The organism is Streptomyces sp. NPDC004327 (assembly GCF_042873935.1).
GTDB lineage: Bacteria > Actinomycetota > Actinomycetes > Streptomycetales > Streptomycetaceae > Streptomyces.
Genome location: NZ_JBIAME010000003.1, coordinates 175,576 through 197,739, shown reverse-complemented (window position 1 = coordinate 197,739; position 22,164 = coordinate 175,576). Strand labels below are relative to the sequence as shown.

Genomic DNA, 22,164 nt, shown 5'->3' with positions numbered 1-22,164 from the left:
GAGAATTCGTAGATTTCACATCGGTCACGCCCGTCTGAATTCCCGGCTATTGTGGGTACGTTGGCGTTCAGCTCGGCACGTCGAAGGGTACGAACCAATGCAGCTGGCTGACGTGCGGGCGGCGGAAGCCGCGGACGCGACGACGATATCCAGGCTGCTGGCTGAAGCCATTCGGGGCAGCTACGCGGAAATACTCGGCGAAATCCCCACCCGGCGCCTCGTCTCCACCCAATGCGCACTTCCCCGTATCCGCGCGGAAATTGAAATTCCCGGCGGCGCCCCCGGCTGGCTCGGCTGGCTGGTCGCCACCGGCGCGGACGGCGCCCTCATCGGCGTGGCCGCGGGCGGCGTGCCCGTACCGGGCGAGGGCGAGCTGTACGCGCTGGCGGTCTGCCCGGGCTCCCGGCGCGGCGGCGTCGGCTCGGCGCTCCTCGCCGCGGCGAGCGACCGGATGCGGGCGTTCGGCGCGACCGAGCAGCGGGTGACGCTGCCGGCGGACCGGGACCCGTCGCTGCCGTTCTACGAGCGCGTGGGCTTCGCCCCGCTGGCCGCGCCGACCAACAACCGGCTGAACCGCCCGCTGTAGCCCCGCGGTTGCGGGCACGCCCCTCCCTGCCTCGCACCGCACTCCTTCGCGCGCCCCTCCCTCGCACGCCTCTTCGTCGCGCACCCCCTTCGCACGCCTCTCCCCCGTTCCCCCTCCTTCGCACGTCCCTCCCCCGAACACCCGAGCGTGGCAGACACACGCCATCGCGTGTTCACGCCCCGGGATCCGCTGGAACCGGCCCTCCGTCGCAGGTCAGGATGGAGCACAGCGGCGCGGACCCGGCGGCACGGGCTCCTCGCCCTCGGACGGCACGGACCGGCGAGCCCCTGGAGGAGCGATGCACACACCGAGCGGCACTTCCCTGCCCGTCGTGCCCGCAGCGCTCGCGCCGGTCCTGCCGTCCCGATACGAGCGGGCCCACCCACGCGGTCCCCACCAGCCCCACCACCCCCACCGGCCGGAGCTTTCCGGCCACCTCGAACTGCCCGCCCCCGGCGCCGGCATCCGGCTCATGTCCGACTCCCTTCCCGGACTGGAGACCGTCTCGCCCGGCGACGAGGACTCGGTCTGGCTCCACGACGCGCTCCTCGGCCCGCACAGCGCCGACATCGTCCGGTACCTCTCCCTCGCCCGGTCCACCGGCGGCCCCGTTCTCGATCTCGGCTCCGGCGCCGGACGGCTCGCCGTCCCCTTCGCCCGGCACGGCTTCGCCGTGGAGGCCGTGGACCGCGACGGCCCCGCCCTGGAACGCCTCGAGAACTGGGCCCGGCGAATCGGTCCGCAGGTCGCCGGGCTGATCGTGACCACCCAGGCCGACCTCACCGAGCTGCGGCTCGACGGCGACTACCGGCTCGCGCTGCTCGCGGGCGCGATGGTCTCCGCCGTACCGCCGCACGCGCGGCCCCGGCTGCTGCGTGAGATCGCCTCGCACCTGGGGGCGGGCGGAGCGCTCGCGCTCGACTACACCTCCCACCTGCTGCCCGGACTGGTCGCCGAACCGCAGCGGACCTGGGCCTTCCAGGTGCCGCGGTTCGACGGGGTCGACGAGTGGGTGGTGGCCCGGCAGGACTTCGACCTGCGCTCGATGAGCGAGCGGATCACGTACCACTCGGCCCGCACCGGCAAGCTCTCCACCGAGCGGGTCGTGCTCAGCACCGACAAGTGGATCGTGGACGGCGAGCGGCTCGCCGCCGAGCTGCACTCCGCCGGCCTGCACATCGAGGGCCGCCGCCGGCACCGGATCGACGACCGCACCGAGAGCGTGCTGCTCGTCTGCCGGACGGAGGACTGAGACGGCCGGAACGGTCCACTGACGGCCGGGACGGCCAAGAGGTACGATGCCCACAAAAGTTTGGGCCGACCAGGTGGCGGGTGGCGGGCGGAGAAGATGGCAGTCGTGGAAGACCTGACGGGCCGCGAGGCGGTGATCCAGCGCCTGCGCGACGTCGGCCTGCGGGTCACCGGCCCCCGCCTCGAGGTGCTCACGGTGCTCGCGGCCGGCGGCCATCTCGACGTCGAGGCGATCACCGCCACCGCCCGCGAGCGGCTCGGCACGCTCACCAGCCAGGCCGTCTACGAGATGCTGCGGCACTTCCAGGAGACCGGTCTGGTCAGCAAGTTCGACCGGCCCGGCCTCCCGGCCGTGTTCGAGATCTCCGGACCCCGCCACCAGCACGCCCTGTGCCTGCACTGCGGCCGCGTGGAGAACGTCGCCCAGGCTGCCCCCGCCCCGCCCGCCGGCAGCCTGCCGAAGTGGCGGATGAGCGATGCCGAGGTGGTCTTCAAGGGCCTTTGCCCCGACTGCGACGAAGAGACCCCTTCGCACTGAAAGCGTTTGAACACCGTGCGACGCGTTCGAATGTGTGGCAGGGTCTAGCGGGGCGTTTCAACAGGATCCGCGCGATCCGAGGGGAGTCTGCTGCGCCGTGTCCAAAAACGCCGCCGGAGCGCGTACGGGAAGCGAGCAGGCCCTCGCCCTCTACCAGGAGCTCCGCAGCACTCCGGGCGAGCCCTTCGACACGGTCGCCGCACGCGTCGAGCTGACCGGCGCCGAACGGGACCGCTGCCGCGAGGAGTTGATCTCGCTCGGCCTGATCGATCCCACGGTCGAACCCCGTCAGCCGGCCGCCGTCGTCGCCCCCGATGTCGCCCTGCTCCGGCTCCTCCAGCACGAGCGCGACCGCCTGGAGAGCCGCCTCGCCGAGACCAGCCGGGCGCACACCACCCTCGAAACCCTCGCCGGACCGTTTCTGCAGGCCGGGACGGAGCCCGGCTCCGAGGTCGAGGTGGAGATCGTCGACGACCCGGCCCGCGTCCAGCGCGAGCTGTCCGACCTGACGCACTCCGTGCGCGGCTCGTTCCAGTCCATGCTGACCGGATCCGTACGCCGCGAGGAGACGGCCCTCGAACTCGACCGGGACCGCGACCGCATCACGCGCGGCGTCTCGGTGCAGGCCATGTACAGCCACCGGGTCGGCCAGGTCCCCGAGATGGTGCAGCACCTCGCCGAGCGCAGCGCGCTCGGCGTGGAGATCAGGCTCTCCGCCGTCGTCCCGATGAACATGGTCCTCGCCGACGACAACTTCGCCCTGCTCCCGACCGATCCGCGCGACCCGGACTCGGCCGCGATCCTGGCCCGCGGGCCGGGCCTGGTGCGCTCCTACCGCGCGCTCTACGAGTACTGCTGGCACGCGGCGACCCCGTACGGCCACGAGGAACCGGCCGGGAACAGGGGCGACGGGCTCACCGAACAGCAGCGGGCCGCGCTGCGCATGCTGGCGTCCGGCGTCAAGGACGAGCAGGTGGCCCGCAGCCTGGGCGTCAGCCTGCGCACGGTCAGCCGGCTGATCTCCGAGGTCATGCACGAACTGGACGCCGCCAGCCGCTTCGAGGCCGGCGTGAAGGCGGCCCGGCTCGGGCTGCTCGACGTCGACCCGTTCGAGCAGCCGGCCTAGGGCACCAACGGATCTCCCCGCGCGGGAACTTGTGCGGGCGGTCCGTACGTGGAACACGTGGATCACGCACGGAAGGGTTCGCACGGCGAGCACGCGCGGGGAGCGGGTCGAGTACTGAAGTGAAGGGGGAGCCTCGCCATGAGCACGACGGGTGACGTCTCGGGAGAGGGCCGGACGGACGGCGGGCTCGTGCCCCTGTACCGGGAGCTGCGGCGGCGCGGGGTGTCCAGCTTCCCCGATGTCGCCAAGGAGTTAGGGCTCGCGCCCGAGGAGCACGAGCGATGTCGCGACGAGCTGACCTCGCTCGGCCTCATCGTGCCGACCGGCACCGCGCACGCGCCGATCAGCGAGCTGCGCAAGTCCGACTGGCGGCCGGATCTGGACACGGTGGCCGCCGTGGACCCGGAGATAGCCCTGCTGCGCCTGCTCGAACGGGAGCGGGAGCGGCTGCGCGAGCACCTGGCCGAGGCGGACCGGGCGTACAGCGTCCTGGAGACGCTCGCCGGCACCTTCCTCAAGGGCGACTCGGTGGCCCGCTCCGAGGTCGCGGTCGAGGCGATCACCGACTACCGGCGGATCCAGCAGGCGATCGAGGACTTCATCGACGTCACCCGGATCTCGCTGTGCGAGATGTATCCGACGGGCCCGAGCCGGCAGGTGCCCGAGCGGCTGCTCGACCGGGACCGGCGGAAGCTGGAGCACGGGGCGCGGGTCCGGGTGATGTACCAGAGCAGGGACGCGGCCCTGCCGGAGTTCGCCGAGCTGCTCAACCGGCGCGTCGAGCTGGGTGTCGAGGTGCGGATCGCGCCGGTCATCCCGATGAACATGGTGATCTCCGACGAGCAGTTCGCCCTGGTGCCGCTGCGCCCGGAGGCGCCGCGCGAGGGCGCGATCCTGGCCCGCGGACCGCTGCTCGTGCGCTCGTTCCTGAACCTCTACGAGCACTGCTGGCACTCGGCGACGCCGTACGGCGACGGGGTGTCGTCCGAGCTGGGCGGTGACGGGCTGAGCGAGCAGCAGCAGGCGGCGTTGCGCATGCTCGCCACCGGCATGAAGGACGAGAAGATCGCCCGCAGTCTCGGGGTGTCGCTGCGGACGGTGAGCCGCATGCTGTCCGAGCTCATGCAGGAACTGGGCGCGTCGAGCCGGTTCGAGGCGGGCGTGAAGGCGGTCCGGATGGGCTGGCTCGACTGAGCCGGGCGCACATCCGTCCGGCTTATGACAGGAAAAGGCCCCGTGATCGCGGCAGAACGATCACGGGGCCTTTTCGGGTGGTGCGAAGTCCTTCTTGATCCGTCCGGTCGACTCCCCCGGCGGAATTCCCTGGAGAATTCGCTCAGTTGGTGGGGGTCGGGGAGGCCGGGGGCGCCGGCCACTCGGCGCCGGCCACGCCGGGCTGCTGCTGGACGGCCGCGTCATCGCTGTGGGCCACGGCGGCGGCGCCGCCCGCGACCGCGAGACAGGCGACCAGGGCCAGGGCGAGCTGGGTGGCCGTCTTGCGGATTCCGGTGGTCTGCTGAGCGGACATGATTCCTCCAGGAGTTGGAATGTGAATTCCGTCTTCCGGGTCCCGTGCCGCCGGGTGTTCCCTGAAGACATCTCTATTCTGTCCGGGCTCCTGGAGTGAATCCAGAGATTGTCGGTGCGTGGACCTGCCATGGCGTGAGTGCGTCAATCCGCCATCCAGGGAACGGAATTGTCCGATCCGGGCCGTCTCTAACCTTTGGTCAAACCAAAAGAGATGCTAGACTCGTGCTACGGCCTTCTCGTTCCTCCAGGAGAGAGGGGCCGACGGGGCAGGGGCGTGCCGCCGCCCTTGCCCCACCCGTGCCAGCGCGTCCTCGTACACGTCGATCGTGCGCGTGGCGGAAGCGCGCCAGCTCATCCCCCGCGCATGCCGGACCGCCGCCTCGCCCATCGAGACCCGCGCCTCGGGATGCCGGGCCAGCCACAGCAGCCGGCGGGCGTACTCCACCGGATCGTGGCCCTGTACGAGCAGTCCCGTCACCCCGTCCCACACGGCCGTCGGCAGCCCGCCGACCGCCGCCGCGAGCACCGGCGTGCCGCACGCCTGCGCCTCCAGCGCCACCAGGCCGAACGACTCCGAACGCGAGGGCACGACGAGCACGTCGGCCGCCCGGTACCAGTCGGCGAGCCGCTCCTGCGGCACCGGAGGGCACGGCCTGAGCACGTCGGTGACACCGAGCTCCGCCGCCAGCCGCCACACCGTGCCCTCCCGGGTCGCGCCCGAGTGGCCGCCGATCACCGGCACCAGGAGGCGGCGGCGCAGCTCCGGGGCCATCCGCAGCAGCTCGGCGATCGCCCGGACGAGCACGTCCGGACCCTTCAGGGGCTGGATCCGCCCCGCGTACAGCGGGACGAAGGCGTCGGCCGGCAGCCCGAGCCGGGCCCTGGCCGCCGCCCTGCCTCCCCCGGAGCCTCCGGCCCGGGAGGTGCCCCCATCGGGCGAGAACGTCCGCAGCGCGACCCCGGGCCGGACGACCTCGGTGCGCGGCCGCTCCGCCCCGTACAGCGTGCGCAGCGCCTCCGCCTCGTCGGCGGTGTTGGCGATGAGCCGGTCGGCGTCGGCGATGATCTGGCGCTCGCCGCGGATCCGCAGCTCGGGCTCGGGGGCGTCGCCGGCGGCGAGGTGGGCGTTCTTCACCAGGGCGAGGGTGTGCGCGGTGTGCACGAGCGGGACGCCCCAGCCGAAGGAGGCGATCCGCCCGGCCTGCCCGGACAGCCAGTAGTGCGAGTGGACCACGTCGTAGCGCCGGCCGGCGTGCCGGGCCTCCTGGAGCAGGGCCAGCGAGAAGGGCAGCACCAGGTCCGGCATGGCTTCCTTCGGGAGGGCCCGGCGCGGGCCCGCGTGCAGGTGCCGGACCCGGACGCCGGGCTCCAGGTCGACGAGGCCGGGCAGGCCCTCGCCGCGGCAGCGGGTGAACAGGTCGACCTCGACGCCCTGTTCGGCCAGGGCGCGGGAGAGCTCGACCATGTAGACGTTCATCCCGCCGGCGTCCCCGGTTCCGGGCTGGTGGAGCGGCGAGGTGTGGACGCTGAGCATGGCGACGCGCAGGGACACGTGGGACTCCTGTGGGGTGGGCCACGTGTCCCTGCGCGTGGCGCGCGGTCACGCGGCGGGGGGGGTGCCGGGCTGCGTGGAGCGGGGATGGGGGCGGAGACGGGAACCAGGGCGGGGCAGGCGGTGGCGGGGAAGTACGCGACTTCTTAGGGGCTTAGAAGTCGAGAGCGTCGGAGGACTGCCGTCAGAAGCCGAACACCGGACCCGACGGCGGCGCCAGGCGGGTGCCCGGCAGCGGAGCGATCAGCGCCGACCAGTCCACGGCCCGGCCCGGCTCCACCTGGAGCGCGTGCGCGAGCCGGTCCGCGCCCTCCGGCATCACCGGCCGCGCCCACGCCGACAGGGCGGAGGCGACCGCCAACTGGGCCGCGAGTGCGGGGAGATGACGGCAGGAGGTGGTTGGCCGGCAGCGCTCGTGGGCGTTGACGTAGCCGAAGTCGGCGACCGAGCGGACCATCTCGTCGAGGACGGCGACCGCCCGGCGCGGGTCGAAGGCGTCGGGGCCGTACGCCTCGCGCAGGTCGTCCACGCCCCGGTGCAGCCGGCGCTCCAGGACCGTCCAGCCGGTGCCGCCGGGCATCGCCTGCGGCGCGAGCCCGTCGCACTCCTCGCGGATCGCCGAGAAGAGCCGGCCGAGCCAGGCGTTCCAGCTCTCGTCGAGCTCCAGGCGGGCGGCGGCGAGCCGGTCGCGCTGGTGGACGGTCCTGCGGCCGGTCGCCCGGGTCTGCAGCACGTGCCGGCGCAGGGTGTCGGAGCCGTACTCGGTGAGCAGGTCGAGCGCCCAGACGTTGCCCTCGCGGACGCCCTCCTCCACCACGTACGACTCGTTGACGTTGAATTCCTGCGGCAGCTTGATGTCCTGCGCGAGCAGCAGCACCGGCAGCAGCACGGCGTGGCAGAAGGCGTGCCCGAAGCCGCAGAAGTGGATCGTGCGGCGCGGCAGCGGGCCCTTGGTGTCGTAGCCGAACAGGTGCATCGCCGCCGCCTCGAAGCAGGCGTCGATGCGGTGGTCGGGGAAGCCCTCCACCGGCACCTCAAGGCCCCAGTCCGCCGGGTGGCCGACCGCGATGTCCGGCAGCCCGTCCTCCACGAGCGACTCGCACAACGCGGCGAGCCGCGGCGGGAGTTCGACCATGGCCCAGTAGTCGGACAGCTGGTCGCGGAACGGCTCCAGGGGGACGTAGAGCCGGCGGCAGCGCTTGGCGACCGCCGGGGTGTCGCAGAGCGAGCAGCGCGGCGAGATCAGGTCGCCGCCGTCGTTCGGGCGGGCGCACTCGTGGCACATGCCGCCGTCGCTGAGCGCGCCGCAGTGCGGGCAGGAGCCGGTGACGTGCGCCCCGTGCAGCCAGCGCTCGCACGGCTCGCAGTACGGCAGCAGGCGGGTGCGCGGGGCGATCACGCCCTGCGCGTATAGGCGGCTGAACAGCTCCTGCACCCAGCGCCCGTACCCGCGGTCCTTGCGCGGCTTGACGATGTGGTCGAACTCGACGCCCGAGCGCAGCCAGTCCGCGGTGATCGCCGCGCGGTAGCCCTCGGCGACCTCCTCCGGCTTGCGATGGTGGCGCAGCGCCCGGACCTCGACGGAGCTGGCGTGGTCGGCGGTGCCGGTGGTGAAGCGGACGGGCTCGCCCTCGGCGCGCAGGAAGCGGGTGAGGACGTCGGCGGCGACGTACGGGCCCGCCAGGTGGCCGATGTGGAGTTCGCCGTGGGTGGCCGGAGGGGTCGCGGTGATCCAGACGGGCGTGTTCATGGGACCTCCTTGACGCGGTGCGGGGCGCTGTCAGCGGGGCTCGAAGTGGAAGGAACGGATGAAACAGTCGCGCGGCTGCTCGACGGCGTACACGATGCACTCGAAGAGCGCCTGCGTCGTCAGCTTCTCGTCGGGGGCGACGCCGTCCGGGTTCGCGCCGTCCCACTCCGCGAAGCGCGGGTCGGAGGTGGAGAAGTCCGGCGGGTAGAGGGAGAAGACGCGCACGCCGGACGGGCGGAGCCGGCGGGACAGGATGTCGGCGAAGCCGGCCTGGGCGGACTTCGCCGTCCAGAAGGCCTCGTGCGCGATCCCGGCGGTGGCCGCCGAGGCGCCCTCCGCGTCGCGGACCGCGACCATGTTGACGATGTCGGGGCGGAGTGACCGGCGCAGCAGCGGAAGGAAGTGCTTCACCATCAGGACCGTGCCGCCGGCCGTCGACTCGATCGTCTCCACGATCTCGTCGTCGCTCGCCGCCTCCAGGTCCATTCCGTCGAGCCAGCGGGCCCCGTTGTTGACCAACAGGTCGACCCGGTCGGTCCGTTCGCCCACGCGGGCCGCGAATTCGCGGATTTCGGCGGGCCGGCTGAGATCACAGCCGAACGCGTGAATACGGTCCCGGGCCGATCCCATGACCTCCGAACGCGTGCGTTCCGCCGCCTCGACGGTGCGCGCCGAGACATAGACCTCCGCACCGAGATGCGCGAATCCGACCGCGAGCGCGCGGCCGAAATAGCGGGACGCCCCGGTCACGACGACACGCAGATTCTCGAATTTCATGTGTGTCTGCTCTCCCCACGGATGCGGATACCGGCGGATGCCGACAGGCGGCAGCCGTTAGGCGGTCTTTCTCAGCGTGGCAGAGGAGAGCGGTGGATTGCCCGGCCAGAGGGGTGCGCGTTCACGCCGTTGCGTGGATACGCCAGGGGAGTTCGAGCCGGTCGAGGACGGTGGCCCGCTTGTCGTGCACGCGCACGAGCCCGGGGGCCACCGACACGGTGACCCGTCCGCCCGGCGTCTCCAGCACCGTGACCGGCCCGTCGACGACCGTCCCGCCGATGGCCGCGGCGGCGGCGAACGCGGCGGCGCCCGTGAGCGCGAGCCGCGGATGCCAGCCTCCCACGGTGAGGGCCCGAACGGCGAGAGTGCCGTGGCTGGTTGGCGCGAAGGCCGCGATCTTCGGGAGCGGCGAGTGGGCCTCGTATCCGAGGGTGCGGGCGACGCGGGCGCGCAGGTCGAGGAGGCGCCGTTCGAGGCCGGCGGGCGGGAGGTGGCGGGCGTCCACGAGGACGTACGGGTTGCCGTACCGCACGACGGACACGGGCACGCCGTCGACGACGTCGAGGGGACGGCCGGTGGGCAGCGTGCCGGGGGCGGTGGGCGCGCGCAGGAAGTCGAGGGTGTACGTGTCGCCGTACGGCGTCGCCCTGATCGTGTCCCCGGTCGTGACCGCGCGCACGGTGACGGGCCGGCGGTGCCCTTCGGCGACGACGCAGGCGAGGAGGCTGTGCCCGCACCCGGTCCGGAAGTCGAACCGCCCGTCCGGCAGCGCCTGCACGAACCGGTAGTCGAGATCGGTGCCGGCGTGCGCCGAAGTCCCGTACAGCGCGATCTTGTTGAGGGCCGCGTACGGGGTGCGGGCGAGGGCGTGGCGCAGATGCGCCAGCTCGTGGGAGAGGGCGAGGGCGCCGCGGGGAAGCTGGTCGAGCTGAACGACGAGGGTGGGCCCGGGGGCGTCGAGGGCCCGGACGACCGCGGCGGTGACGTACCCGTCCCGCGACGCCCCCGGTGGTTCAGGCCGCACAGCCCACCGGAATCCGCATGCCCTGCACCACGTCCGTCCACAGCTCGTGCACCGCCAGCGCCCACAGCGTCAGCGCCACGTACTGGTTCGGCCGCTCCAGGTGCCGTGCGAGCAGCTTCTGCACCCGGTCCGCGCGCACCTTCCCACCCAGGACAAGGCGGGCCGGCGACAGCAGTTCCCGCACCGTCTCCAGGAGCGGCCCGCCGGGCGCGATCATCGCCGCGATCGGCAGGGTGAAGGGCTGCTTGGGCCGGTTCAGGACCGCCGCCGGGAGGAGCTCCGCGCCCGCGTCGTACAGCGCGCGCTTGCCGTGCCGCGCCGCCGCAGGCAGCTCGCGGGCGTGGGTGACGACGGACGGCTGGCAGAAGGGCATGCGGGCCTCGACGGCCCAGGCCATCGACAGGTGGTCGACGCGCCGCAGGTGGTACGCGGGCAGGCGCCAGCGCGTCTCGAAGGCGGTCATGGCGGTCGCGCGGTCGACGCCGGCCGCCTCCGCGGAGCGCAGTTCCTGTTCGATGCGGTCGGCGGCGGAGCCCTCGTCGGCGACGAAGGCGGCGTACGAGGAGGTGTAGAGGTGCTCGCGCAGCAGCCGCGGCGCCGCCGACAGCGCGTCCGCGTAGGCGCTCGCCCAGTCGATGCCGGGAGGCGACGCGAGGGCGGCCCGCATCCGGTCGTACCCGCCGAAGAGTTCGTCGGCGCCGTCGCCGGTGAGGGCGACGGTGAAGCCGTTCTCGCGGACGGCCCGGAAGAGCGCGTACGTGGAGAGGGCGATCGGGTCGGCGTTCGGCTGGCCCAGGTGCCGTACGGTCCGGGTCAGCAGCGACGGGATCTCGCCGGGGTCGACGGTCACCTCGTGGTGCACCGTCCGGGCCCGGCGCGCGACCGAACGGGCGTACGCGGACTCGGAGTCGGGCCACTTGCCCCGGTAGGTGAGGTGGAAGGTGTGCAGCGGCGGCGCGTCCGTCTCGCGGGTGTGCTCGGCGGCGAGGGCCGTGACGAGCCCGGAGTCGAGCCCGCCGCTGGTGACCGCGCACACCGGCACGTCGGCGGTGACGAGCCGGCGCACCTCGTGCCGCAGCACGTCCTGCGTGTCGCCGACCGGCCGCGCCGCCTCCGAAGCGTGCGGGGCGCGGCGCCGTACGACCGGCGCGGCCCCGGGCCGGACGAGCGCCGTCGCACCCGGCGGCAGCACGCTGATGCCGTCGAGCGCGGTGTGCGCCGAGTAGGAGGTGCGCGTCGCGAGGACCGTGTCGAGCGCGTCCTCGCGCGGCGCGATCCGTACGCCCTCGAACGCCAGCAGCGCCGGGATCTCGGACGCGAAGCGGGTGGAGCCGTCGTACGGGTCGTGGTGGACGTGGACCGGCTTCATGCCCATGTCGTCGACGGCCAGGACGAGTTGGACGCTGCCGGGCCGCAGGTCGAGCACCGCGACCGCGAACATGCCGTCCAGGTGCTCGGCGAAGGCCGGCCCGTACTCCGCGTACAGCGCCGGCAGCAGCGTCCCGTCGCACCGGTCGGGGAAGCGGTGGCCACGCGCGGCGAGGCGGCGGCGCAGTTCGTCGTGGTTGTAGATCTCGCCGTTGAGCACGGCGAGGATGCCGGGGAGGTGGGGCAGCCGGTACGGCTGCGTGCCGCCGCACGGGTCGGTGACGGCGAGCCGGTCGCAGCCGAGCGACCAGCCGGGACCGCTGAGCACCTGGTGCTCGTCGGGGCCGCCGTGCCGCTGCCGGGCCGAGACCGCCGCGAGTTCGGCCGGGTCGGGCCGGTCCGCCCGTGCGGCGAAGGAGCCGAGAATCCTGCACATTGCCGGTCGCCTCCGGATCTGAATCCTGATGCAGCGGCCGGTCTGCCTCCACCGTCCACTGTCCGTTGTCCACATGCCGATCACATGTCGCAACCAATGATTTGAATCTACCAACTTTTTGACTGGCGCGTAAGTGCCATGTCCGGTTCACGCCACGACTTGGCCTTGCGACGCCCCCGCCGCGCCAAGAGGCTGACCTCATGGAGGACTTCGCGACCGACCCAAACGTTCGAAGTGCGCCCGAATCACTGCTGGTGGTGGCGGCGCACCCGGACGACATCGAGTTCTGCGTCAGCGGCACCGTCATGCAGTGGATCGAGCGCGGCACCCAGGTCACGTACTGCATCGTCACCGACGGAGACGCCGGCGGTTACGACCCGATGCTCCCCCGTCAGGCGATGGCCGACCTGCGCCGCGCCGAGCAGATGCACTCGGCGAAGCTCAGCGGCGTCGTCGACGTCGTCTTCCTCGGCTACCCCGACAGCTTCGTCGAGGCGACCGTCGAACTGCGCCGCGACCTCTGCCGGATCATCCGTCAGGTCCGCCCCCAGCGCGTGATCATCCCGTCCCCCGAGATCAACTGGGCCCGCGTCGCCGACCTCCACCCGGACCACCGCGCGGTCGGCGACGCCTGCCTGCGCGCGATCTACCCCGAGGCCCGCAACCCCTTCGCCCACCCCGAGCTGCTGAAGCAGGAGGGCCTGGAGCCCTGGATCGTCCACGAACTGTGGCTGATGACCGGCCCGACCCCCAACCAGTACGTCGACGTCACCCCCGTCTTCGACCGCAAGGTCGAGGCCCTGCGCATCCACACCTCCCAGACCGCCCACTTCGACGACCTGGCGGGCCTGCTCCGCGACTGGCTCAGCGAACACGCGAGGGCGGGCGGACTGCCGGCGGGGCGGATGGCGGAGGCTTTCCAGATCGTGCACATCGACTGAACGCGTGGCGGGCGCGGACCCGCTCGGCGGTGGCCGCTCCGCCTTGCCCGTTCGGCCACGCCGGTCTGCCCGACGGTGCCTGGTCCGCGCGATCGCGGGCCGCGTATCCAGGAACGGTTGCCATTCCTGCGTACGAAAGGTGCCCCTTCGTGCACGCCCGAGACAACGCTGACAACGCCACGAAATCGCAGCCCCCGCGCGGCCGCGCCCCGGACCGCGCCCCCGCCCTGCCGCCGGCCCTCGCCGGAGCGGCCGGGAACGCCGCCGTCGTCCAGATGCTCCGGCAGGCCGGCCACCCCTGGGCCACCCCGGAGCAGCACCGGCACGGCGCCGGCTGCGGCCACGGCCAGGACCGGCAGGGCGAGCGCCCCGCCGTGCAGCGCACCGCCGCCGCTCCCGCCGAGCTCGCCGTCCAGCGCGCCCCCGCCGCCTCCGCTGCTCCCGCCGACCTCGCTGTCCAGCGCCTCGCCATCGAGGACGCGCCCTCCTCCTGGCAGGGCCAGCCGGTGCGGCGCTCGGGCGAAGGAGTCTTCGGGGTCTACTTCGTCGGCGGGCCGGGCGAGGAGGTCGTCGTCAAGCCGGTGTGGTCCACCGGCGACATCGAATACGCCCACCGGTTCCTGGAACACATGGGCATCCAGGCGCCCCGCATCGTCCGCCACGCGATCGGCTCGGCCGAGGGCGACGAAATCTCCGCCCTCCTCCGGAACCAGACCACGGAGGAGATCGAGCAGCAGCTCACCATGGCCCAGGCGTTCCTCGTCATGGAGATGGCCCCCGGAGCCTCGCTGCAGACCATGGGCACCGACGCGGCCGTGGCCTTCCTGCACGACGAGGCGTCCCTGCGCCAGATCGGCAGGACCATGGTCGCCGACGCCTTCCTCGGCAACGGCGACCGGATCACGACCAGCAAGGCCAACCTCGGCAACTTCCTCTACCAGGCGGCGGCCGTCATCGCGCCGGGGGCCGCCGGCCAGATCACCGCGATCGACAATGAGGCCCGGTTCCCGGCCCCGAAGGTCGCCATCGGCAGCTCGGGCAACAAGAGGCTCGAAGGCGGGCTCGACGCGAAGGTCGGCCACCTCCAGGGGCTGCGCGCGCCCGCCCGCGCCAACCCCTACATCGACAAGTTCCTGGAGCGGCTCCGCATCTCTCACCGCGAACGCCCGGAGGTCACCGCGATCCTGGACGACCCGGCGCAGAAGGACCGGCTCAAGGACCTCCTCGGCGCGGGCATCACCGCCGCGTTCGCCGATCTCGCGAGCGTCTTCAACGGCAACGGCCTCCTGCTGCGGGCCATCGCGTCGGGCGCCTACGACGAGGCAAGCGCCCAGCACCGTTCCGTCAACGGGGCCAAGGCCGCCGCGAAGTACGTCATGGACACCCAGAGCGGCATGACGCACGACCAGGCGGTCCAGAAGCTGATCACCTATGTGGAGCAGCGCATCGCCAAGGACAGGCTGCCCTCGGGTCTGAAGTGGGCGGCCAAGCTGGTCGCCTGAGACTCGGGATCCGCGGGATCGGGGGCCGGTGGCGGGTCCGCGGGGGCCGTTCCGGTGGTCGCGTTCGGGACTGCATGATGTACGGCGCGGAGCACGTGAGTTGAGGAGTGCACGCGCTGGTTTCCGCGCCACAAATCACGCTCTACGTCCCGAACGCGACCCCCTCCACGTCCCCCGCTCCCGGCCGTGGTCCGCCACCGCGCAGCTCGCACCACACCGTCTTGCCGTACGCGCTCTGCTCCACGCCCCGCCGCGCGGCGAGGCTGCGGCCCGGGTCATCGCGCGTTTCGGCGCCATCGCGAGAGTGAATCACCGGGCGCAGACGGGCGCTCACCGCGTCGCGGCGTCGTGCGGCCGGGCATGACTGTCTCCCGTACCGCATCACGAGGAGGCCGGACATGCCCCGTTTCCGTACCGCAGCCCTGACCGCCGCGGCCCTGCTCGCCGCAGCCGCGGTCCCTGGCGCCATCCCCGTCGCCGTCGCCGTCGCTGCCGCCGCCCCCGCCACCGTCACGCAGGAGCCGGGGCACCCCGCCGTCATGTTTCCCGGCAGACAGGTGACGGTGGCGGCGTACTGCCCGGAGGGAATGACGCCGTCGGGGGGTGGCGCGACGGTCGAGAGCGATCCCGAGAGCGCGGTGTTCCTCAAGGACACGTTCCCGGACGGCCAGCGATGGGTGGTGCGGGCGGTCAACTACTCCGACGAGGTGCAGACCCTGCACCCGAGGGTGATCTGTACGACGGACAGCGTCACCACGCAGGTCTCGCCGGACGTGCCCCTGCGGCCCGGGGAGAGCCGGTCCGCCCCCGCCTACTGCGACGACAACACGTTCGTGGTGGGTGGCGGGGGCCAGGGGGGCGACGTGACGTTTCTCAGCGGGACGCTCGTGTACACGGTCCACGGGTGGCAGGCGAAGGCGAAGTACACGAACGGCGACCCGGCGGCTCCCCCGTCGTTCCTGCGGACCAAAGCGCTCTGCTCCCGCACGCAGCCCACCTACGGCTTCAGCGACACCGTGCGGCTGGACGCCGGAAAGGTGGGGACGGCCCACGTGGAGTGTCCCCCTGGGCTCGTGCCGTCCGGCGGCGGCGGATCCGGTGGCACCGACGTCCTGTTCAACGCCTCCGCCCCGACCGCGTCGGGCTGGACGGTCAGGGCCACGAACACCGGGTCGGCGCAGGGGACCCTGTACGCCTCGGTGGTCTGCACCGCTCCGTAAAGGGATCGGCTCCGGGGGCGGAGCTCACCCCGCTGCTCTTCCCGCAGGGGGGCGGGCAGGATGACCAGAGCGACCAGGGCCCGTCCGGCGGATCAAGCCGGACGGGCCCGTGGTCACGAGGAGCGACGCTCAGCTCTTGAGCAGGAACGTGAAGTCGCCGGAGAGCCGGCCGGTCAGCCGGGCCGCCGACACCAGGTTCCCCTCCGTGATCAGTCGCTCCACCTCGGCCCGCGAAAGGCCGCAGCCTTCGGCGACGAGCCGCACCGGTCGAGGGCGATGCGGTTGCGGCGCACGGGCCGGGCGCCCCACCGCCGGAGGGGATCCGGCGGTGAGGCGTCCGAAGGCAGGTCGGACAGGCCTTAGTCCGCCTGCGGCCAGGGCCAGCCGAGCTGGATGAAGAGGCCGAGGCGGTCGCTGACGCCTCGGATCTCGGTGATCCTGCCCTCATGGAGGGTGAAGATCCAGATCGCCTCGTTCTCGAAGCTGCGGCCGGTCGGCTCGGGCATGCGCACATGGGCGCTGGCGTGCGTGCCGCGCTGGGTGACGCGCGCGACGACGCGGTCGCCCTCGGCGATCAGTTCCTCGACGTGACCCGTGAGCGGGTCGAACGCCTCGGCCTGCATGCGCAGGCCCTCGAAGGCCGCCCCCGGCTCGTCGGCCTCACCGTGGATGATCTTGTTGTGGTCGATGACGTCGGGCGCCATGTACGTGGGCAGGTCGGCGAGCCGGCGCTCGCTGATCGCCTCGAAGAAGCCCAGGACCACTTTCTTGTTCGCGTCCACCATGATGGCCGCACCCCCGTTCTGTCGGTCGTCGCTCACGGGCAGCTCGTGACGTTGCCGGCCAGGACCTCGTACTTCGGGCCCTGCGTCAGGGCGGCCGCGGCGCCGACGGCGAGCGTGGTCGCGGTGAAGGCGAGGGCGATCGCGACGGCGATGCGATTCTTGATGTTCATGACGGTGATCCCCGTTCAAGTGGCGGCGGAATGCCGCCAGTTAGACGTGATCATGCCATGGCTCAAAACCTCCGGCGCGCCATTGCCGTCCGCTTCGGCAGGAACGTGAAGCCCCGGTCCGGCGGCGTGGTCAGGCGAGGCCGTCCCAGCCCCAGCGCGGGGTGGGGCCGGGGTTGCCGAGGTCCGTACCCGGGGCCGAGGCCGAGACGTCCTTGGCGATCCGGGTGCCCCAGTCGAAGTACTCCATCACCCGGCGGCGCAGCAGGGCGTCTTCCGGCAACTCCTTCTCCACGGCCGCCGTCATCAACTCCACCCAGCGCAGCCGCTGTTCCTCCGTGATGCCGAGCCCGAGATGGGCACGGAGCAGAGCCTGGTGGCCGCCGTGCTCCGCCGTGAACTCGGCCGGCCCCGAGAAGACCTCCCCCAGCCACACGGCTACGTGCTCCACATGGGTGGCGGTGAAGTCGGCGAAGACGGGCGCGAGGAGCGGGTCGGCCAGGACCCCCTCGTAGAACGTCTCGGAGAGCCGGCGCAGCGCGGCGGCGCCGCCCACGGCCTCATACAGGGTGTTGGTGTGCTCGGCGCTCATGGAAGCCCTCCGGATCCGGGATCTGTCATCCCAGCTTTCACCCAACGCGGCTCGCGGCAAAGGATGTTCGCTCTCGGCGGGGCGGGTCGCAGCAGGCTTCCCGTCGACCGGTCGAGGCGCTGCCGCCGAGGTCGTGACGGCCCTACGCTCTTGCGGTCTTGCGGTCTTGCGGTCTTGCGGTCTTGCGGTCCTGCGGTCTTGCGGTCTTGCGGTCCACAACGCCCCCGGACACACGTCCGCCGCCCCCTCAACGGGTGAGGGGGCGGTCGGGAGGGTGCCTGCGGGCGAACTCAGGCGCAGCCCGTGCCGTCGGCGCGACACGCGACGCCGTCGAGCGCGGGCGACTCGGCCTGCCTGGCCCGGGCGTCGAGGACGGCCTTGCGGATCTGGGCCGCGGTGGGGACGCCCTCCAGGCGGATGTCGTCGACGAGGATGGTCGGGACGGCCTGGACGCGGTTGGCCTCGGCCTCGCGCAGGGCGTCCTGGTGGCGCTCGTAGTAGGTGCCGTCCTCCAGGGCCTTGCGGTAGGCCGGGCCGTCGAGGCCGATCTCCTCGGCGAGCGTGACGAGGACGTCGAGCCGCCCGAGGTCCAGGTCCTCCTGGAAGAAGGCCCGGAACATGCGCTGGTTGTACGCGTCACCCAGGCCCTGCTCGACGGCGAACTGCCAGCCCTCGAAGGCGAGTCGGGTGTACGGCTGCGGCGAGACCGTGGGCAGGGTGATGTCCACGCCCAGGCGGCGGGCCATCGGGTAGACGGCGCGCTTCCAGATCTCCGGCAGGTACGGGTCCTCCGGGCGCAGCGTCGGCTGGGGCTCGGCGCGCAGCTCGAACGGCTTCCACTCGATCTCGACGTCGAGGCCGTCGACGGCCTCTTCGAGCGGTCCCTCCGCGAGCATGCAGAAGGGGCAGACGTAGTCGGACCAGACCTGGATCCTCACCTTGTCGCTCACAGCTGCCCACTCCCTCGGCTGGTCAGGTACTCCTGGAACGGGACCTCGTGGCCCTCGACCGGCAGGTGCGTGGTCCTGATGCCCCACTCCGTCGGGTCGGTGCGGTAGATGGCGTACGAGGACGAGTAGTCGAAGCCGTACCGGGCCGCGGTCCTGCGGTCGGCGGCGTACACGACGTGCTCGACGCCGAAGTAGAGGGCGACCTGGTAGCACAGGGCGCACGGCTCCCCGGAGGCGACGAGCGTGGCGCCGTGGGCGGCGAACGAACCGTGCTGGGCGGCCGCGTTGCGCAGGGCGACGACCTCGGCGTGGGCGGAGGCGTCGCGGTCCTCGCGGACGCGGTTGAAGCCGGTGCCCAGGATCCGGCCGTCGTGGCGGACCACGATGCCGGAGAACGGGATGCCGCCGGCGGCCACGTGCTCGCGGCTGATGCGGACCGCCTCCAGGACCTGCCTGGTCAGCTGCTGGTGCTGGTGCTCGGCTGCGGTGGTCATGCCGGCCGGCCCTAGACCGCGGTCAGCCGCAGGATGACCGCGCCGCCGATGATGGACGCGAAGGACAGCAGACGGGCGAGGGTGATCTTCTCCTTGAAGAGGATCGCGCCGAAGACGACCGTGCCGACGCCGCCGATGCCGGTCCAGATGGTGTAGCCGACCGAGACGTCCAGGTCGAGCAGGGCGCGCGAGAGCGTGTAGATGCCGCCGGCGGCGGCGAGCAGCGTGAGGACGCTGGGCCACAGGCGGGTGAAGCCCTTGGTGGCGTTGGTGCCGAGCGCGAAGCAGATCTCGAAGACGATGGCGATTCCGAGGTACACCCAGGTCATGGGAACGGCTCTCTCTGCTGGAAGGTGGCGTGCAGGGGGGAGGAGGAGCGGGGTGTTGCGGGGTGGAACCGGGGAGGGCCGGCCGGAGGCGGCCCGGGGGTGAACCAGGCGGTCAGACCGTGACCTTCGGGTCCGTCGTCGCGCGCGCCGCGCTCGGCGCCGCCGCCGCCTCCTGCGCCGCCTTCTTGTCCGCGGCGATCTTGTCCGTGATGCGCAGGGTCGTGCCGCCGCCGATGATCAGGACGAAGGCGAGGACCTTCCAGATCGTCATCGGCTCGTCGTAGATCAGCGTGCCGAAGATGACCGTGCCCACGCCGCCGATGCCGGCCCAGACCGTGTAACCGACGCCCACGTCGATGTACTTGAGGGCCTGCGACAGCGTGAAGATGCCACAGGAGGCGGCCGCGGCGGTCAGCAGCGAGGGGCCGAGGCGGGTGAAGGCGTGGGTCGCCTCGGTGGAGAGCGCGAAGGTGATCTCGAAGAGCGAGGAGAACAGCAGCCAGGCCCAGCCGATGTTGTTCTGGTTCTTCTGTGTCGAGTCCGCGGACACGTGAGCTCCTTGGTTGTTTGTCCGTGCAAGTTGTGAACCACCATGAGTGGCCCCAGGACGTTTCGGAGATAGCCAGGATCTTGCATGGTCATATAACCTGTTGTCAAACCCCCGTCAGAGGAGAGGTACATGAACAGCACCGCAACGACACCTCCCGCCGCGACCTCCGACCAGGCCGTCTGGGACCGCGTCCTCACTCTGCACACGCATGTGGAACGGGAGCTCGCGACCGCCCTCCAGCGCCGGCACGGCATCGGCCTCTCCGAGTACCGGGCCCTGGAGAACCTCGCCGCCTCCCCCTCCAGCGAACTGCGGATGCAGGAGCTGGCCGACAAGATCGGGCTCGGGCAGTCGTCGGTCACCCGGCTCGTCGAGCGCCTCAAAGGTGCTGGTTACGCATTCAAGGACCTGTGTCCGTCCGACAAGCGCGGGGTGTACGCGGTGATCACGGACGAGGGCCGCAGCCGTTACGTGGCCGCCCGCGCGACCTACGCCGAGGTGCTCTCCGGCGCGCTCAACTCGCACGGCGCGGACCCCGCGCTCGCCGCCACGGTCGCCGCCCTGCGCAGCGCCCGCCCCGCGTAACCCGCACCGCCCAAGCCGACTCCGCCCCGCTTCCCGCACCCCCGCCCCGCAGCCGCCGCCTCCCATCGCCTCTTCCCCGAGAGGCGGGAGGGCGCGGCTTTTTTCGTGTTCACGCGATTGCAGTGCGTGCTTCACGCCCCCCGTACCCCGGGGTGGTACTTGTACGTACAAGCGGTGAGCTAGCTCACAACGGAACCGACTAGTACATGCTTGCGGCTGCATGGATCGCAGCCCTAATGTCTGCTGCGGCGCCGATCGGGAGCAGTGCGAGAGCGATCGGGGACCACGTCACATCGCACAGCGCTTGGCCCATCTTTTCCACTTCATCCGGGGGAAACGTGCCATCGCCCAGCCTTGTCCGAAATCTTGCCGCCCACGCCCGGCGGCACCCCTCCTTACCGGCCCTGTTATACGACGGGGAGACGGTGACCTATGGCCAACTGGCCGAGCGGACAACGGAGTTAGCGTCAAGACTCCGGACCGCGAACCTGCCGGCCGACCGGCCGGTGTGCATCCCCGCCCGCAAGGACCCGGCGACCGTCGCCCTGATGCTCGCCGCGTTCACCGAATCCCTCGTCGTCCTCGCCCCCTCGGCGGAACTCGGCGACGACGCGCTCGACCGGATCTGCCGCCAGGCCCGGGTCTCCGCGCGACTCTCCGTCGCTCCCGGCGACGACGACCCGCGCATCGAGCCCCTGACCGCGGACGAGACCGCCGCGGAGGGCTTCGCCCGGCCGCGGGCCGACCGGACCCGGCTGCTGCTCACCACCTCCGGGTCCACCGGAACCCCCAAGCTCGTGCCGATCGGCACCGACGCCTTCGACGCCTTCGCGGCCTGGGCCACGGCGGAGTTCCGCATCACCTCCGGGGACACCTCGCTGTCCTACGCCCCGCTCAACTTCGACCTGGCCCTGCTCGACGTCTGGACCTTCCTCGGCGCCGGCGCCCGGGTGGTCCTGGTCGACCGGGCGAAGGCCACCGACGGCCCGCATCTGCGAAGCCTCGTCTCCACGGCCCCGGTCACCTTCGTCCAGGGCGTGCCGCTGCTCCACCGCCTCCTGACGGAAGGGGCCGGCGGCAGCCCGTTCCCGCAGGTCCGCGAGGTGGTGTTCACCGGGGACGCGATGCCCCAGGACCTGCTCCGACGTTGTGCAGAATCGTTTCCTCATGCACGTTTCCACAACGTGTACGGGTGCACCGAGACCAACGACAGCTTCGTCCACCCCGTCGACCCGCACACCGCCGAGGGCAGGATCCCGATCGGCCGGCCGCTGCCCGGGGTCGAGGCCGGCGTCCTCGACGACGGCGGACGGCCGCTGACCGGACCCGGCACCGGCGAACTCGTCGTCCGCACCCCCTTCCAGACCGAGGGCTACCTCCAGCAGTCCCTCAACCCGGCCGTGTTCACCGAACGCACGGCCGCCGACGGCGAGCGCCGGGTCTTCTACCGCACCGGCGACATCGTCACCCGCGACGCCGACGGCGTCTACACCCTCGAAGGCCGCTCCGACTGGCAGGTCAAGGTGCGCGGAGTGCGCACCAACCTCCAGGAGGTCGAGTCCGTCCTCGCCCAGCACCCCGACGTCGAGGAGGCGGCCGTCGTCGCCCTCCCCGACGCCGAGGCCGGCGTCACGCTGCACGCCCGCGTCACCCGGCGCCCCGGCGCCGCCCTCAGCTCCCTCAAGCTCCGCTCGTACGCCGGGGCGAACCTCCCCCGGCACGCGATCCCGTCCACCGTCCGCATCAGCGAGCTCCCGTTGCCGCGCACCTCGACCGGCAAACCCGACCGCACCAAGATCAAGGAGGAGATCGGCGCATGAGCGCTCCCACCAAGGACATCGCCGGCGAGATCCGCACCCACCTGCTGGCCACCTACCTCAAGGGCGAGGACGTCACCGCCGAGGACCTCACCGGCGACTACGACCTCATCGAGTCCGGCGTCATCGACTCCCTCGGCCTCGTGAAGCTCATCCAGTACATCGCGAACACCTACGGGCTGCCGGTCGACGACATCGAGATCAGCCCGGACAGCTTCCGCTCGATCGACGCCATCAGCGAGACGGTCCGCCGGCACACCGCCGGCTGACCCCACACCGCACCGCGCACTGAAC

The 22,164-nt window shown here is 72.0% G+C and carries 25 protein-coding genes; 11 read left to right on the top strand and 14 right to left on the bottom strand.

Translation table 11 applies throughout. The annotated features are described in order from the left end of the window. The first annotated feature begins 97 nt into the window (after window positions 1-97). The 5 genes from ACFYU9_RS11410 to ACFYU9_RS11390 all read left to right on the top strand — a co-directional run bounded on the left by ACFYU9_RS11410 (window position 98) and on the right by ACFYU9_RS11390 (window position 4,695). The gene (locus ACFYU9_RS11410; protein ID WP_389344318.1) at window positions 98-586 is read left to right on the top strand and encodes a GNAT family N-acetyltransferase; all 489 of its coding nucleotides are present in this window, start codon (window positions 98-100) and stop codon (window positions 584-586) included. Between the two features lie 298 nt (window positions 587-884). Next, window positions 885-1,838 (top strand): SAM-dependent methyltransferase, encoded by a 954-nt coding sequence (locus tag ACFYU9_RS11405; RefSeq protein WP_389205069.1) that lies wholly within the window; start codon window positions 885-887, stop codon window positions 1,836-1,838. A 96-nt stretch (window positions 1,839-1,934) separates the two neighbouring features. Next, complete coding sequence (locus ACFYU9_RS11400; protein WP_389344316.1) at window positions 1,935-2,375, top strand: Fur family transcriptional regulator; 441 nt, start codon at window positions 1,935-1,937, stop codon at window positions 2,373-2,375. A 97-nt stretch (window positions 2,376-2,472) separates the two neighbouring features. Further along, window positions 2,473-3,501: a LuxR C-terminal-related transcriptional regulator gene (locus tag ACFYU9_RS11395; protein WP_389205072.1), complete on the top strand. Its 1,029-nt coding sequence runs from the start codon at window positions 2,473-2,475 to the stop codon at window positions 3,499-3,501. 138 nt (window positions 3,502-3,639) lie between these two features. Next, entirely contained in the window at window positions 3,640-4,695 is a 1,056-nt protein-coding gene (locus ACFYU9_RS11390; RefSeq protein ID WP_389205073.1) for a LuxR C-terminal-related transcriptional regulator, read from the top strand. Between the two features lie 142 nt (window positions 4,696-4,837). On the opposite strand, the gene ACFYU9_RS11385 is transcribed toward ACFYU9_RS11390, so the two are convergent. The 6 genes from ACFYU9_RS11385 to asnB form a co-directional block, all read right to left on the bottom strand. After that, on the bottom strand, window positions 4,838-5,029 hold the full coding sequence (locus ACFYU9_RS11385) for a hypothetical protein (protein WP_389205074.1): 192 nt from the start codon (window positions 5,027-5,029) through the stop codon (window positions 4,838-4,840). A 216-nt stretch (window positions 5,030-5,245) separates the two neighbouring features. After that, a complete protein-coding gene (mshA, locus tag ACFYU9_RS11380; protein ID WP_389205299.1) occupies window positions 5,246-6,565 on the bottom strand; it encodes a D-inositol-3-phosphate glycosyltransferase in 1,320 nt (439 codons plus the stop codon). 202 nt (window positions 6,566-6,767) lie between these two features. Further along, window positions 6,768-8,333, bottom strand: a complete 1,566-nt coding sequence (locus ACFYU9_RS11375; RefSeq protein ID WP_389205075.1) for a class I tRNA ligase family protein — start codon at window positions 8,331-8,333, stop codon at window positions 6,768-6,770. A 30-nt stretch (window positions 8,334-8,363) separates the two neighbouring features. Beyond that, entirely contained in the window at window positions 8,364-9,110 is a 747-nt protein-coding gene (locus tag ACFYU9_RS11370; RefSeq protein WP_389205076.1) for an SDR family oxidoreductase, read from the bottom strand. 121 nt (window positions 9,111-9,231) lie between these two features. Then, complete coding sequence (locus ACFYU9_RS11365; RefSeq protein WP_389344314.1) at window positions 9,232-10,134, bottom strand: hypothetical protein; 903 nt, start codon at window positions 10,132-10,134, stop codon at window positions 9,232-9,234. Further along, a complete protein-coding gene (gene asnB, locus ACFYU9_RS11360; RefSeq protein ID WP_389344312.1) occupies window positions 10,124-11,938 on the bottom strand; it encodes an asparagine synthase (glutamine-hydrolyzing) in 1,815 nt (604 codons plus the stop codon). The genes ACFYU9_RS11365 and asnB overlap by 11 nt, the downstream gene beginning before the upstream one ends. 257 nt (window positions 11,939-12,195) lie before the next feature. Here asnB and ACFYU9_RS11355 point away from each other — a divergent pair, with 257 nt between their 5' ends. The 3 genes from ACFYU9_RS11355 to ACFYU9_RS11345 all read left to right on the top strand — a co-directional run bounded on the left by ACFYU9_RS11355 (window position 12,196) and on the right by ACFYU9_RS11345 (window position 15,601). Continuing rightward, complete coding sequence (locus ACFYU9_RS11355) at window positions 12,196-12,879, top strand: PIG-L deacetylase family protein (RefSeq protein ID WP_389344310.1); 684 nt, start codon at window positions 12,196-12,198, stop codon at window positions 12,877-12,879. Window positions 12,880-13,028: 149 nt separating this feature from the next. Next, on the top strand, window positions 13,029-14,381 hold the full coding sequence (locus ACFYU9_RS11350; protein WP_389344308.1) for a hypothetical protein: 1,353 nt from the start codon (window positions 13,029-13,031) through the stop codon (window positions 14,379-14,381). A 398-nt stretch (window positions 14,382-14,779) separates the two neighbouring features. Then, on the top strand, window positions 14,780-15,601 hold the full coding sequence (locus tag ACFYU9_RS11345; protein ID WP_389344306.1) for a hypothetical protein: 822 nt from the start codon (window positions 14,780-14,782) through the stop codon (window positions 15,599-15,601). A gap of 129 nt (window positions 15,602-15,730) precedes the next feature. Here the strand turns inward: ACFYU9_RS11345 and ACFYU9_RS11340 are convergent, their stop codons facing one another. The 8 genes from ACFYU9_RS11340 to ACFYU9_RS11305 all read right to left on the bottom strand — a co-directional run bounded on the left by ACFYU9_RS11340 (window position 15,731) and on the right by ACFYU9_RS11305 (window position 19,468). Continuing rightward, a complete protein-coding gene (locus ACFYU9_RS11340) occupies window positions 15,731-15,865 on the bottom strand; it encodes a hypothetical protein (RefSeq protein WP_389205311.1) in 135 nt (44 codons plus the stop codon). A gap of 95 nt (window positions 15,866-15,960) precedes the next feature. Continuing rightward, on the bottom strand, window positions 15,961-16,422 hold the full coding sequence (locus tag ACFYU9_RS11335) for an ester cyclase (RefSeq protein ID WP_389344304.1): 462 nt from the start codon (window positions 16,420-16,422) through the stop codon (window positions 15,961-15,963). After that, on the bottom strand, window positions 16,419-16,556 hold the full coding sequence (locus ACFYU9_RS11330; RefSeq protein WP_389344302.1) for a hypothetical protein: 138 nt from the start codon (window positions 16,554-16,556) through the stop codon (window positions 16,419-16,421). The genes ACFYU9_RS11335 and ACFYU9_RS11330 overlap by 4 nt, the downstream gene beginning before the upstream one ends. Window positions 16,557-16,686: 130 nt before the next feature. Further along, the gene (locus tag ACFYU9_RS11325) at window positions 16,687-17,145 is read right to left on the bottom strand and encodes a group II truncated hemoglobin (protein ID WP_389344300.1); all 459 of its coding nucleotides are present in this window, start codon (window positions 17,143-17,145) and stop codon (window positions 16,687-16,689) included. Window positions 17,146-17,435: 290 nt separating this feature from the next. Next, window positions 17,436-18,095: a DsbA family protein gene (locus ACFYU9_RS11320; RefSeq protein ID WP_389205085.1), complete on the bottom strand. Its 660-nt coding sequence runs from the start codon at window positions 18,093-18,095 to the stop codon at window positions 17,436-17,438. After that, window positions 18,092-18,589 carry a nucleoside deaminase gene (locus tag ACFYU9_RS11315; protein WP_389205087.1) on the bottom strand — a complete coding sequence of 166 codons (498 nt, stop codon included), beginning with the start codon at window positions 18,587-18,589 and terminating at the stop codon, window positions 18,092-18,094. Before ACFYU9_RS11315 ends, ACFYU9_RS11320 begins: the two co-directional genes overlap by 4 nt. An 11-nt stretch (window positions 18,590-18,600) precedes the next feature. After that, window positions 18,601-18,918, bottom strand: a complete 318-nt coding sequence (locus ACFYU9_RS11310) for a DMT family transporter (protein WP_389205088.1) — start codon at window positions 18,916-18,918, stop codon at window positions 18,601-18,603. Window positions 18,919-19,030: 112 nt separating this feature from the next. Beyond that, window positions 19,031-19,468, bottom strand: a complete 438-nt coding sequence (locus ACFYU9_RS11305) for a DMT family transporter (protein WP_389205089.1) — start codon at window positions 19,466-19,468, stop codon at window positions 19,031-19,033. A gap of 129 nt (window positions 19,469-19,597) precedes the next feature. Here ACFYU9_RS11305 and ACFYU9_RS11300 point away from each other — a divergent pair, with 129 nt between their 5' ends. The 3 genes from ACFYU9_RS11300 (at window position 19,598) to ACFYU9_RS11290 (ending at window position 22,139) form a co-directional block, all read left to right on the top strand. Continuing rightward, window positions 19,598-20,053, top strand: coding sequence for a MarR family winged helix-turn-helix transcriptional regulator (locus tag ACFYU9_RS11300; protein ID WP_389205090.1), 456 nt, complete (start codon window positions 19,598-19,600; stop codon window positions 20,051-20,053). 338 nt (window positions 20,054-20,391) lie between these two features. Further along, on the top strand, window positions 20,392-21,873 hold the full coding sequence (locus ACFYU9_RS11295) for a class I adenylate-forming enzyme family protein (protein ID WP_389205091.1): 1,482 nt from the start codon (window positions 20,392-20,394) through the stop codon (window positions 21,871-21,873). Then, window positions 21,870-22,139, top strand: coding sequence for an acyl carrier protein (locus ACFYU9_RS11290; protein WP_389205092.1), 270 nt, complete (start codon window positions 21,870-21,872; stop codon window positions 22,137-22,139). The genes ACFYU9_RS11295 and ACFYU9_RS11290 overlap by 4 nt, the downstream gene beginning before the upstream one ends. The last annotated feature ends 25 nt before the right edge of the window (window positions 22,140-22,164 follow it).